General features: G+C 69.9%; 13 protein-coding genes. All 13 read right to left on the bottom strand.

Annotation, left to right across the window (positions count from 1 at the left end):
• Positions 1-108: 108 nt before the first annotated feature.
• Positions 109-924 (bottom strand): F0F1 ATP synthase subunit delta, encoded by an 816-nt coding sequence (locus MTF65_RS26320; protein WP_243631445.1) that lies wholly within the window; start codon positions 922-924, stop codon positions 109-111.
• Positions 921-1463 (bottom strand): F0F1 ATP synthase subunit B, encoded by a 543-nt coding sequence (locus MTF65_RS26315; protein WP_243631444.1) that lies wholly within the window; start codon positions 1461-1463, stop codon positions 921-923. Before MTF65_RS26315 ends, MTF65_RS26320 begins: the two co-directional genes overlap by 4 nt.
• Before the next feature lie 41 nt (positions 1464-1504).
• Positions 1505-1735, bottom strand: coding sequence for an ATP synthase F0 subunit C (gene atpE, locus MTF65_RS26310; RefSeq protein ID WP_030784624.1), 231 nt, complete (start codon positions 1733-1735; stop codon positions 1505-1507).
• Between the two features lie 77 nt (positions 1736-1812).
• The gene (gene atpB, locus MTF65_RS26305; RefSeq protein WP_243631536.1) at positions 1813-2649 is read right to left on the bottom strand and encodes a F0F1 ATP synthase subunit A; all 837 of its coding nucleotides are present in this window, start codon (positions 2647-2649) and stop codon (positions 1813-1815) included.
• A 210-nt stretch (positions 2650-2859) separates the two neighbouring features.
• Positions 2860-3297, bottom strand: a complete 438-nt coding sequence (locus MTF65_RS26300; RefSeq protein WP_243631443.1) for a hypothetical protein — start codon at positions 3295-3297, stop codon at positions 2860-2862.
• A gap of 284 nt (positions 3298-3581) precedes the next feature.
• Positions 3582-4916, bottom strand: a complete 1335-nt coding sequence (locus MTF65_RS26295) for an MraY family glycosyltransferase (protein ID WP_243631442.1) — start codon at positions 4914-4916, stop codon at positions 3582-3584.
• A gap of 115 nt (positions 4917-5031) precedes the next feature.
• Positions 5032-6279, bottom strand: coding sequence for a serine hydroxymethyltransferase (gene glyA / locus MTF65_RS26290; RefSeq protein WP_243631441.1), 1248 nt, complete (start codon positions 6277-6279; stop codon positions 5032-5034).
• Positions 6280-6468: 189 nt separating this feature from the next.
• A complete protein-coding gene (locus MTF65_RS26285; protein ID WP_243631440.1) occupies positions 6469-7101 on the bottom strand; it encodes a protein-tyrosine-phosphatase in 633 nt (210 codons plus the stop codon).
• Positions 7098-7745 (bottom strand): L-threonylcarbamoyladenylate synthase, encoded by a 648-nt coding sequence (locus tag MTF65_RS26280; protein ID WP_243631439.1) that lies wholly within the window; start codon positions 7743-7745, stop codon positions 7098-7100. The genes MTF65_RS26285 and MTF65_RS26280 overlap by 4 nt, the downstream gene beginning before the upstream one ends.
• A gap of 49 nt (positions 7746-7794) precedes the next feature.
• A complete protein-coding gene (gene prmC, locus MTF65_RS26275) occupies positions 7795-8640 on the bottom strand; it encodes a peptide chain release factor N(5)-glutamine methyltransferase (RefSeq protein ID WP_243631438.1) in 846 nt (281 codons plus the stop codon).
• Between the two features lie 83 nt (positions 8641-8723).
• On the bottom strand, positions 8724-9803 hold the full coding sequence (prfA, locus tag MTF65_RS26270) for a peptide chain release factor 1 (protein ID WP_243631437.1): 1080 nt from the start codon (positions 9801-9803) through the stop codon (positions 8724-8726).
• 111 nt (positions 9804-9914) lie between these two features.
• Positions 9915-10130, bottom strand: a complete 216-nt coding sequence (rpmE, locus tag MTF65_RS26265; RefSeq protein WP_214954960.1) for a 50S ribosomal protein L31 — start codon at positions 10128-10130, stop codon at positions 9915-9917.
• A gap of 306 nt (positions 10131-10436) precedes the next feature.
• Positions 10437-12590 carry a transcription termination factor Rho gene (gene rho, locus MTF65_RS26260; RefSeq protein WP_374207300.1) on the bottom strand — a complete coding sequence of 718 codons (2154 nt, stop codon included), beginning with the start codon at positions 12588-12590 and terminating at the stop codon, positions 10437-10439.
• Positions 12591-12805: the final 215 nt, after the last annotated feature.

Raw genomic sequence — 12805 nt, 5'->3', positions numbered from 1 at the left:
TGGGCCTGAAGCTTCTTAGGGGTCTGGGGGCGACCCCCAGGAATCTTCTGCAAGTTCTGCACGGCCCAACCGGGCCGCTAGGAATGCTTTGTTCTATTTGCTGGCTGGTCAGCCGGCCATGCGGCGGGACGCCTCGGCGAGGCGGTCCGCGATGGTGCCGTCGATGACCTCGCCACCGACCCGCACCGAGATCCCGCCGAGGACCGCGGGGTCCACATCGAGGTTCAGGTGCATCTGGCGCCCGTACAGCTTGGCCAGCACCGCGCCGAGACGCTGCTTCTGCACGTCACTCAGCGGAACCGCGCTGGTCACAGTGGCGACCATGCGGTTGCGGCGCTCGGCGGCGAGCACGGAAAGGGAGTCGAGTCCCGCTTCCAGGCTACGTCCACGCGGGTGGGTGACGAGACGCGTGACCAGACGCTCGGTGACGGCGCTCGCCTTGCCGCCGAGCAGGCCGCGCAGCAGCTCGCTCTTGGCGGAGGCGGAGGCCGCCCGCTCGGTCAGCGCGGCGCGCAGCTCGGTGCTCGAGGCGACGATCCGGCCGAACCGGAACAGCTCGTCCTCGACGTCGTCGAGCGCGCCCGCCTGCTGGGCCGCCGTGAGGTCGGCGGTGGCCGCCAGCTCCTCCAGCGAGTCCACCAGGTCACGGGACTGCGACCAGCGGGACCGGGCCATGCCGGACACCAGGTCGAGGGTTTCCCCGCCGACCTGACCCGCCAGGAGCCGGCCGACCAGCTCGGCCTTGGCCTCGCCGGCCTGCGCCGGGTCCGTGATGACCCGACGCAGCGAGACCTCACGGTCGAGCAGCGCGGTGACGGCTGCCAGCTCACCGGCGAGCTTCGCCGCGTCGACGGACGTGTTGTCCGTCAGCGCGTCGAGACGCTCACGCGCGGAGGCCAGCGCCTCGCGGCTCGCTCCGTTCATCGGGCCGCCTCGGCCTTCTCCTCAAGCTCGCTGAGGAAACGGTCGATGGTGCGGCTCTGACGGGCGGCGTCCTCAAGGGACTCCCCGACGAGCTTGCCGGCCAGGTCGGTGGCGAGCTTGCCCACGTCCTGACGCAGCGCCTGAGAGGCGGCCTTGCGGTCAGCCTCGATCTGGGTGTGGCCGGCAGCGATGATCTCCTCACGCTGCCGCTGGCCCTCTGCGCGCAGTTCTTCCTTGAGCGCAGTGCCCTGCTCCAGCGCTTCCTGGCGCAGGCGCGCGGCCTCGTGCCGGGCTTCGGCGAGCTGGGCCTTGTACTGCTCCAGAACGCTCTGGGCCTCGGTCTGAGCGGCCTCAGCCTTCTCGATACCGCCCTCGATCGCCGCGTGACGCTCGTCCAGAACCTTGTTGATGTTCGGGAGGAGCTTCTTCGCGAGGAAACCGAAGACGATGACGAAGGCGATCAGACCGATGACGAGCTCGGGGATCGGCGGGATGAGGGGGCTTTCAGCTTCCTCAGCCGCGAGAACCAGGAGGTTCACTTCAGTGCCTTTCGTCTAGTGGCTGGTCGTGAATCCGAAGATCACTTGCCGTAGACAAACGGCATGACCAGGCCGATCAGCGCCAGGGCCTCACAGAAGGCGAAACCGAGGATCTGGTTGGCGCGGATCAGGCCGGCAGCCTCGGGCTGACGGGCAAGAGCCTGGGTGCCGTTACCGAAGATGATGCCGACGCCGACGCCGGGGCCGATGGCCGCGAGGCCGTAGCCGATGGAGCCGAGGGAGCCGGTGACGGCGGCAAGGGTCTGAGACATGCCGGGTTCTTCCTTCTCTTTCACGGACCGGTGGGGGTTGGCCACCGGACGACTTGGGGTGTTGCGGGGGGGGAGGCTCAGTGGTGCTCGGCGAGCGCGCCCTGAATGAAGCTGCAGGCCAGGAGGACGAAGACGTACGCCTGGACAGCCTGGATGAAGAGCTCGAAGGCGGTCATCACCAGGACCATGACGAACGAGACGCCGGCGTAGGCGATCCCGAGGCCGTTCAGCAGGTACCAGCTGGCGATCGTGAAGAGCAGCAGCAGGGTGTGACCGGCGAACATGTTCGCGAACAGTCGGACCGCGTGGGTGAACGGGCGGACCAGGACGTTCGAGAAGAACTCGATGACCATGACCATCGGCAGAACCGGGCCAAGCGACTTGTCGTAGCCGGTCAGGTTCTTCAAGCCGCCGACGAAGCCGTGACGCTTGAACGTCACGCTCATCCAGACCACGTACACGATCGCGGCGAGGGCGGCGGGGTACGCGATGATCGCCGTCACCGGGAACTGGGCCACCGGAATAATGGACCAGAGGTTCATCATCCAGACGAAGAAGAACAGCGAGACCATCAGGGGGACGTACTTCTCGCCCTCCTTCTTGCCCAGCGTCTCGTACACGATGCCGCGGCGTACGAAGTCGTAGCCGGCCTCGGCGACCATCTGGAGCTTGCCCGGGACGACCTTCGGCTTGCGGAAGGCCAGCCAGAAGAAGCCGACGATGATGACCGTGCCGAGCAGGGCCAGCAGCATCGTCTTGTTGAAGTAGGTGTTGCTGTCCGCGTTGCCGAAGATCGGCTCGAACAGGAACGAGTGCAGACCGGGAGCCGGGAAGCCACAACCGTCGAAGATGTGGCAATCGGTCTCGAAGGCGAGCACCGTCGTCGGGTCAGCACTCACCGCGGGCTCCTTCAGCGTGGCGCATAGGTACGGCAACCTCGTTGTGTCGGCGCGGCGTATGGCCGCAGTTCGGCACTGGACTGGTGTTACGGATGGTGGGGCGGCAGTCAGGCATCGAGCCTCGCGATGGAACAGGCGTCAGCTCAGATGCCCGCGCCCGCAGTGCCGCAGTTGGCACCGGACGATAGCAGGATCTCGAACGCCCACTTATCCCGGCCCTACCCTTCACGACTTCGGCCCCGAATTTCCGGGCTTGTCGCCCTTCGTCGAGTCCGGTTCGACGTAAAGGATCTTTGCCTTCATGTGAGCACGCGTCTGTGCGCCGATCCACACGAGGGTGGTGGCGACGAGCGTGATCGCGAATGCCTTGGGGTGGAACAGCGTCGTGTTCTTGAACGCGGCGAGAAAGACGAAGAGCAGCAGAATCTGGGCCGCGTAGAGCATGAGCCCCATGGCCTGGAAGAGATGCGGCAGTGATTTCGCCGTGCGCTGTAGAACGATGAATCCGAGGCCCATGAACAGGATCACCAGCAGCGTCGCGACGATGGCACCGACCGCTCCCTTGCCCCCGACGACCAGCGCGCTGATCACGGCGGCGATAGCGCCGGCGATAGCGGTGGGTACGGCGGCTTGCAGGAGGAGTCGGACGTCATCTGACCGCATGGCGGGGTAGCTCCGCGTGGTGGTGGGGGCACGGACTCGTACGGACTCGTACGGGACGAGCGTAAGCCCGGTCCGAGGGCGCGCCTCGGGCCAAGGGACCGTCGCACTACGGTCCTTCGGCTCTGTCGCCGGGTTTAGTGAACGGTATCACAAACTATTTGATGAGAGCTTTACCTGGTGGGTGTGCCCACTGTCACACATGAGAGTTAACCCGCCCGTGTGTGCACGATGAAGAGGCGGCTTGTGTGCTAAAGGCGCCCCATATCCGACATGCTCCTGCGGCGTCAGCGGGTCGATTCGGCCTTACGTCGCTCGGGGAAGCGCGAACGGGGGCCTACCGCGGTCGCTCCGTTGACGCCGGACACTCCCGCCGCGACGGGGCGGGCAGGGGTCGGCTCGGTGGCCGTCGCCTCGCGTGCGGCCGCTTCCGCGGCCGCCTCGGCACGCCGCGTCGCGTGCCGGTAGCGCGGCGGGACGAGGGCCTCGGCCCAGCGCGGGGCGCGCGGGGTGAAGCGCGGCAGGAGCAGCAGGATCAGGCCCACGGCGCTCAGGGCGGCGATGGCGAGCACGATCCACATCGAGGTGGAGTGCACGGAGTAGGCCACCGCGCCGAAGGCGATGAGCCCCGTCCAGAAGTACATGATCAGCACCGCGCGGCTGTGGGAATGCCCGAGCTCCAGCAGCCGGTGGTGCAGGTGACCGCGGTCGGCCGCGAACGGGGACTGGCCCTTCCAGGTGCGCCGCACGATGGCCAGGACCAGGTCCGCCATCGGGATGGCGATGATCGTCAGCGGCAGGATCAGCGGGATGAAGACCGGCAGCATCGCGTGCGTCGCGTTGCGCTCACCGCCCGCGAAGAGCCCGAGCGCGTCCGGGTCCACCTGCCCGGTGATGGAGATGGCGCCGGCGGCCAGCACCAGGCCGATCAGCATCGAGCCGGAGTCGCCCATGAAGATCCGGGCGGGGTGCATGTTGTGCGGGAGGAAGCCCAGGCACATGCCCATCAGGATCGCGGCGAAGAGGGTCGCGGGCGCGGCGGCCTCGATGCCGTAGCCGAACCAGATCCGATAGCCGTAGAGGAAGAACGCGCAGGCGGCGATGCAGACCATGCCGGCCGCCAGGCCGTCGAGACCGTCCACGAAGTTCACGGCGTTGATCGTGATCACGACGAGGGCCACGGTGAGCAGGTTGCCCTGCCACTGGGTGAGCGAGACCGTGCCGATGAAGGGGACCGGGATGAACAGGATCGTCAGACCCTGCATCACCATCACGCCCGCGGAGATCATCTGGGCGCCGAGCTTGATCAGGGCGTCGATCTCGAATTTGTCGTCGAGAACGCCGACCAGCCAGATCAGCGCCGCCCCGGAGAGCAGCGCGCGCGGTTCGTTCGACAGCTCGAAGACGCTGTTGAGGTTCTGCAGGTGGTCCGCGACCAGCAGGCCCGCGCACAGGCCGCCGAACATGGCGATGCCGCCGAGCCGCGGTGTCGGCTCGCGGTGCACGTCGCGGGCCCGGATCGCGGGCATCGCGCCGACCGCGATCGCGAACTTCCGCACGGGCCCCGTGAGCAGATAGGTCACCGCGACCGTGACGCAAAGCGTCAGCAGATATTCACGCACGGGCTGCCCCAGATGTATCGCCGGCCATCTCAGCCCCACACATTAGCCGCGATGTCCCCCGCTTCGAGGACGCGAGGTGCCGGTATCACGGTTGCACTACGTTCTTCTTGACCCGTTAAACCCCGTACGGGGGAAATCCGAGCGCCAGCGCGGTCACGTCCGAGCGGGTTCTCGTCGTTTTCGTCGCGTCGGCCACCTCGCCGCTCAGGGCGGCGGCGAACAGGTCGGCGATCCTGCGCATCTCCGGCTCCCCCATCCCCTGCGTGGTCACCGCCGCCGTACCGAGCCGGATGCCCCGCTGGTCCCCGTAGGGGAGGGCGCAGGTTTCGAGGACGATCCCGGCGGCGGCCAGCCGGCCGCGCGCGGTCGGCCCGTCCAGCCCGAGGGGCGCGGGGTCGGCGCTGATCAGATGCGTGTCGGTGCCCCCGGTCGTCAGCAGGAAACCGCGGGCCTCCAGTTCCTCGGCCAGGACCCGCGCATTGGCGACGACGCGGTGCGCGTACGTGGTGAACGCCGGACTGGCGGCCTCGCCGAAGGCCACGGCCTTGGCGGCGATGGTGTGCATCTGGGCGCCGCCCTGGGTGAAGGGGAACACCGCCCGGTCGATGCGCTCGGCGAACTCGGCGCCGCACAGGATCATTCCGCCGCGGGGGCCGCGCAGCACCTTGTGGGTCGTCGCGCAGACGATGTCGGCGTACGGGACGGGGCTGGGGGCCGCGCCGCCGGCGACGAGCCCGATCGGGTGCGCGGCGTCGGCGATCAGATACGCGCCGACCTCGTCGGCGATCTCCCGGAACACGGAGTACTCGGGGTGGCGCGGGTAGCAGATCGAGCCGCACACGATCGCCTTGGGCCGGTGCGTACGGGCGAGCTCCTGCACCTGCCGGTAGTCGATCAGGCCCGTCTCGGCGTCGACGCCGTACCCGACGAAGTCGAACCAGCGCCCGGAGAAGTTGGCGGGAGAGCCGTGGGTGAGGTGCCCGCCGTACGGGAGGCCCATCGCCAGCACGGTGTCCCCGGGGCGCAGCAGCGCGGCGTACGCGGCCAGCACGGCGGAGGATCCGGAGTGCGGCTGCACATTGGCGTGCTCGACCCCGAACAGGGCCATGGCGCGCTCGATGGCGATCCGTTCGGCCAGGTCGGCGTACTCGCAGCCGCCGTGGTGGCGGGCGCCGGGGTATCCCTCGGCGTACTTGTTGGCGAGGGCCGAGCCGAGCGCCGCGAGCACGGCGGGCGAGGTGAAGTTCTCGGCGGCGCTGAGCTGGAGCGTGTCCGCCTGCCGGCGTGCCTCCCCCGCGAGCACGTCGGCCATCTGCGGATCCTGCTGCCGCAGCAGGCCCGTCGGCTGGGTGATGACGCTCATGGCGCGACTCCATGGGTACCGGGTACAGCCACTCTAGGCCCGGCACCCCGTCCACACATTTCCAGCCGCGCCGTCATTCCAGCCTCGCCGGCGTTTGAGGCGCGGGGTCTGGGGCGGAGCCCCAGGAGACGGAGAAAGGGCGGGGCGGGGAGAAAGGCCCCGCGCAGCGGCGCGTGCCACCCGGCAGGGTCAGCGTGACGCGGTGACGCCCGTCAGGGCCGTGACCACGGGGTCCAGCGCCTGGTTGATCTCGTCGCCGATCGATCGGAAGAACGTGATCGGCGCCCCGTACGGGTCGTACACCTCGTCCGCGTCGGGCGACGGCGCCAACAGCCACCCGCGCAACGCCGCGGCGGCCCGCACCAGCGCCCGCGCCCGCTCCGCCATCCCGTCGTCCAGCGGCGGCAGCGTGGCCGGATCTATCGCCCGCACCAGCCGCGTGAACTCCTTCAGCGTGAAGGTGCGCAGGCCCGCCGAATGTCCCATCGAGATGACCTGCGCCCGGTGGTCACGGGTCGCCGTGAGGACCAGGTCCGCGCGTATGACGTGCTCGTCCAGCAGCTCACGCCCGGTGAACCCCGACGCGTCCGCGCCGAAGTCCGCCAGGACGGCCGCCGCGTTCGCCTCCATGGGGGCACCCTCGTGGCCCCAGGTACCGGCGCTCTCGACGATGAGGTCCCCGGTCACGAGACCGCCCAGCCGGTGCGACAGCGCATGCCGCGTCAGCCGCTCGGTGATGGGCGAGCGGCACACGTTGCCGGTGCTGACGTGGAGGATGCGGAAGGTGCTCTCCCCGGCTATGCCACGCCCCTCAGGGCTCACGGGGCCACCTCGAGGTCGGGTACGACCTCCCGCAGCTGCTCTGCGGTCAGCGCCCCCTCGCGCAGCAGGACGGGAACCTTCCCGGTGACATCGACGATCGACGACGGCTGGATCCCCGGAGTCGGCCCGCCGTCCAGGTACACGGACACCGAGTCGCCCAGCATCGCGCGCGCCGCGTCGCAGTCCTCCGGCGCCGGGTGCCCGGACAGGTTCGCGGAGGACACGGCCATCGGCCCGACCTCGGTCAGCAGCTCGATCGCGACGGGGTGCAGGGGCATACGTACCGCCACGGTCCCCCGGGTCTCCCCCAGGTCCCACGCCAGCGACGGCTGGTGCTTGGCGACGAGCGTCAGCGCGCCCGGCCAGAAGGCGTCGACCAGCTCCCACGCCTGCTCGGAGAAGTCCGTGACGAGGCCGTGCAGGGTGTTCGGAGAGCCGATGAGGACAGGGGTGGGCATGCCGCGGCCCCGCCCCTTGGCGGCGAGCAGGTCGTGGACGGCCTCCGCGCTGAAGGCGTCCGCGCCGATCCCGTAGAGGGTGTCGGTGGGCAGCACGACGAGCTCGCCGCGGCGCACGGCGGACGCCGCTTCGCGCAGACCCGTCTTACGGTCCGTCGCGTCGTTGCAGTCGTATCGCCGGGCCATCAGCGGGCCTCCTCGTGCAGCAGGGGGGTGGCGGGAAAGGTCGCGCCCGTCACGGCAGGGCCTTGCGGGCGGTGGCGAAGCGCGGGCGGTTGTTGAGGTCCGGGTGGTCGGCCGCGTCGGCCCAGCCCCGCTCCTCGGCGAAGATCCACGGGACCTGGCCACCCTGGGTGTCGGCGTGCTCGATGACGACGATGCCGCCGGGCCGCAGCAGCCGGTGCGCGGTGCGCTCGATGCCGCGGATGGTGTCGAGTCCGTCCTCGCCGGAGAAGAGCGCCATCTCCGGATCGTGGTCGCGCGCCTCAGGGGCGACGTACTCCCACTCGGTGAGCGGGATGTACGGCGGGTTCGAGATCACCAGATCGACCTGGCCGTCCAGCTCGGGCAGCGCGCTGAGCGCGTCGCCCTGGTGGACGGTGACCCGGGAGCCCTCGGCGTTCTTGCGGGTCCAGCGCAGCGCGTCCTCGGACAGCTCGACGGCGTGCACGCGCGAGCGCGGCACCTCCTGTGCCATGGCCAGCGCGATGGCGCCGGACCCGCTGCACAGGTCGACGATCAGCGGCTCGACGACGTCCATCGCCCGGACGGCGTGTATGGCCCAGTCCACGACCGATTCGGTCTCGGGCCGGGGCACGAAGACCCCGGGCCCGACCTGGAGCTCCAGGTACCGGAAGAACGCGCGGCCGGTGATGTGCTGGAGCGGCTCGCGCGCCTCCCGGCGGGCGACGGCCTCCCAGTAGCGGGCGTCGAAGTCCGCGTCCTTGACGTGGTGCAGTTCCCCCCGTTTGACGCCGTGCACGAAGGCCGCGAGCTCCTCCGCGTCGAAGCGCGGTGAGGGCACGCCGGCGGCGGCCAGCCGCTGGGTGGCCTGGGCCACCTCGGCAAGCAGCAAGTTCACGCTGGTCCTCCGGGCTGCTGTCGTACGGGGTGAAGCGGGGGTCGAGCGGGGGCGAGCTGGGTCAGGCAGGGGTCGAGCAGGGATCAGTGCGCGGCCGCGAGCTTCGCGGCGGAGTCCGTGTCGACACAGGCCTGGATGACCGCGTCGAGGTCTCCGTCGAGCACCTGGTCCAAGTTGTACGCCTTGAAGCCGGTCCGGTGGTCCGAGATCCGGTTTTCCGGGTAGTTGTACGTCCGGATCTTCTCGGACCGGTCCACGCTGCGCACCTGGCTGCGGCGCACGTCGGAGGCCTCCTGCTCGGCGGCTTCCTGGGCGGCGGCCAGCAGGCGCGAGCGCAGGATGCGCATGGCCTGCTCCTTGTTCTGGAGCTGGCTCTTCTCGTTCTGGCAGGAGGCGACCACACCGGTCGGCAGGTGCGTGATGCGCACGGCCGAGTCGGTGGTGTTGACGGACTGGCCGCCGGGGCCGGAGGAGCGGTACACGTCGATGCGGAGGTCGTTCATGTTGATCTCGACCTCGACCTCCTCGGCCTCCGGGGTGACGAGCACGCCGGCGGCGGAGGTGTGGATGCGGCCCTGGGACTCGGTGGCCGGAACGCGCTGGACGCGGTGCACGCCGCCCTCGTACTTCAGGCGGGCCCACACGCCCTGGCCGGGCTCGGTCGCGCCGTTACCGCCCTTGGTGCGGACGGAGACCTGGACGTCCTTGTAGCCGCCGAGCTCGGACTCGGTGGCGTCGATGATCTCGGTCTTCCAGCCCACGCGCTCGGCGTAGCGCAGGTACATGCGCAGCAGGTCGCCCGCGAACAGGGCGGACTCGTCGCCGCCCGCGCCGGCCTTGACCTCAAGGAGCACGTCCTTGTCGTCGCTGGGGTCGCGCGGGACGAGCAGCAGGCGGAGCTTCTCGGTGAGCTCCTCGCGCTGCGCGGTCAGTTCCTTGACCTCGGCGAAGAAATCGGGGTCGTCCGCCGCGAACTCCTTGGCCGTCTCGATGTCCTCCGCCGACTGCTTCCAGGCTCGGAAGGTCGCGACGATCGGGGTCAGCTCCGCGTAGCGCTTGTTGAGCTTGCGCGCGTTGGCCTGATCCGAGTGGACCGAAGGGTCGGCGAGCCTCTTCTCAAGGTCGGCGTGCTCGCCGACCAGTTCCTCGACCGCCTCGAACATCGGGGGCTCCTGTGGTGAAAGTACGAAAAAGGGCTGCGGGACGACAAAGGCGCCGGTCCGGCTGCCCCCGTTATGGACAGGGCACAGCCGGAATCCGGCGCCGGAAGCGCGCTACTTCTGCGCAGCCTTGCCGAAGCGGGCCTCGAAGCGGGCGACACGGCCACCGGTGTCGAGGATCTTCTGCTTGCCCGTGTAGAACGGGTGGCATTCGGAGCAGACCTCGGCACGGATGGTGCCCTCGGTCAGGGTGCTACGAGTGGTGAACGACGCGCCGCAGGTGCAGCTGACCTGGGTCTCGACGTACTCGGGGTGAACATCGCGCTTCAAGGTGTCTCCTAGATTCGGGAGGGCGCCGGGTCGCAGGAGCCGAATTGCGCACTGCGTGAACCGGGGCCGACAGACCAGTCTGCCAGGACCGGGCCGCCTGTCAAAATTCTGAGGACGCTCCCCTCAACGGGAAGCACCGGCCATCTATTCCAGATCCCCCCGGAACGCCGCTGAGCTGGGGTTCTACTGGAAGATCCCGGCTCGCGCCGCGGGTGCGGCCCGGCCGCCGGGGAACGCGGGACCGCCCCCGCCGCGGCTGCGGTGGGGGCGGTCCCGGTGGTGCGGTGCCGGCGACGCGGCGACGGGTCAGTCGTCGTTCTTGCCCGCCGGGGTCGTCTTGGCGATCTGCATCAGGAACTCGGCGTTCGACTTCGTCTGCTTCATCTTGTCGAGCAGCAGCTCGATCGCCTGCTGCGAGTCGAGCGCGTGCAGCACTCGGCGCAGCTTCCAGGTGATGGAGAGCTCGTCGCTGTTGAGCAGGATCTCCTCCTTGCGGGTGCCGGACGCGTCGACGTCCACCGCCGGGAAGATGCGCTTGTCGGCGAGCTTCCGGTCGAGCTTGAGCTCCATATTGCCGGTGCCCTTGAACTCCTCGAAGATCACCTCGTCCATGCGCGAGCCGGTGTCGACCAGCGCGGTGGCCAGGATGGTCAGCGAGCCGCCGTCCTCGATGTTGCGCGCGGCACCGAAGAAGCGCTTCGGCGGGTACAGCGCGGTCGAGTCGACACCACCGGACAGGATGCGGCCGGAGGCGGGCGCCGCGAGGTTGTACGCGCGGCCCAGACGGGTGATGGAGTCCAGCAGGACGACCACGTCGTGACCCAGCTCGACGAGACGCTTGGCGCGCTCGATGGCCAGCTCGGCGACGGTGGTGTGGTCCTCGGCCGGGCGGTCGAAGGTCGAGGAGATGACCTCGCCCTTGACCGACCGCTGCATGTCGGTGACCTCTTCCGGACGCTCGTCGACCAGGACGACCATCAGGTGGCACTCGGGATTGTTGACGGTGATCGCGTTGGCGATCGACTGCATGATCATCGTCTTGCCGGCCTTCGGCGGCGAGACGATCAGACCACGCTGACCCTTTCCGATCGGTGCGACCAGGTCGATGATCCGGCCGGTCAGCACGCCCGGGTCGGTCTCCAGGCGGAGCCGGTCCTGCGGGTAGAGCGGGGTCAGCTTCTGGAACTCCGGCCGTCCGCGCCCGGATTCGGGCGCCATGCCGTTCACCGAGTCCAGTCGCACAAGGGCGTTGAACTTCTCGCGGCGCTCGCCGTCCTTGGGCTGGCGCACGGCACCGGTGGTGTGGTCACCCTTGCGCAGACCCGCCTTGCGGACCTGGGCGAGGGAGACGTACACGTCGTTGGGGCCGGGCAGGTAGCCCGAGGTCCGGATGAACGCGTAGTTGTCGAGGATGTCGAGGATGCCCGCGACGGGGATCAGCACATCGTCGTCGGCGACCTGCGGCTCGCTCGGGGCGAACTCGTCGCGCCCGCGACGGCCGCGGCGGTCGCGGTAGCGGCCACGACGGCCGCGACGGCCCTCTTCACCGTCGAAGTCGTCCTGCGGGCCGTGGTCCTGGGGGCCCTGGCGGTCCGGACGGCCCTGCTGAGCCTGACGGCCGCCCTGCTGCTGGCGGTCGGCGCGGTCCTGGCGGTCGGCCCGGTCCTGGCGTCCGCCGGCCTGGACCTGGCCGGTCTGGGCCTGACCCTGACCGCCCTGACCCTGACCGCCCTGACCCTGGCCGCCCTGGCCCTGCTCGTCGGCCTTGGCGCCGCGCTCGCGGCGGCCCTGGCGGTCGCCGCGCTCGGCACGGTCACCGCGGTCGCGGCGGTCCCGGCGGCCGCGGCCCTCGCCGGCCTCCTGGCCCTGCGGGGCGGAGACGGCGGTGGCGGCCTCGGCCTTGGTCTCGACCGGCGCGGCCGCGGCCGGCACGGTCTCGGTCTTCTGCTCGACCTGCACGGCGACGGGCGCCGAGGACTCCGGGCTGCCGGAGGGGGCAGTGGCCCGACGACGGCGGCGTTCGCCGACCGGGACGTCCTCTCCCCCACGCTCGGCTTCGCTCGCGCGGGAGGGGCCCCCAGCCGGCTGGCCGGGGATCTCGATCTGCGCCTGCGCGGCAGGCTTCTCGGCGGGCGCCTCGGCAGCGGCCTCAGCCGTGCGGGCCTTGCTGGTGGCGCGGCGCTTCGGCTTGGCCTCGGCGGTGTCCGCGGCGGAGGCCGCGGCCTTGGGGGCACTGCCTCCCGCCTGCGCCTCCTTGATGACCTCGATCAGCTGGCTCTTGCGCATCCGCGCGGTGCCCCTGATACCGAGGCCCGACGCGACCTGCTGCAGCTCGGCCAGGACCATGCCGTCAAGGCCGGTGCCGGAGCGGCGGCGCTTGGGGGCGGCGCCCACGGCGGGGGCGCTGGTGGTGTCGACGTTGGTGTCGGCAGCGCCCATCAGATCGGTGGTGTCGCTCACGAAGGGTCCTTCCCTGGAGCGGACGTCGGCCTGTCTGGCTCGGCGACCGGTTGTGCTGTCCGACAACAGTCCATTACCTGATGGGGCATGGACCGCGGCCGGGGCGGTGGTCCGCCGATAGAGATACGGCGGAGAGAAACGTGCGTGGGTGGTTCCGGCGAGAAGCCCCCGAGCTGAAAGCGTGGGAATGTCACGCCGATTCCGGAGCGTGCTCG

The sequence above is a fragment of the Streptomyces sp. APSN-46.1 genome, assembly GCF_022815725.1.
In the GTDB taxonomy this organism is placed as follows: domain Bacteria; phylum Actinomycetota; class Actinomycetes; order Streptomycetales; family Streptomycetaceae; genus Streptomyces.
This window is presented reverse-complemented; position numbering and strand designations above follow the sequence as displayed.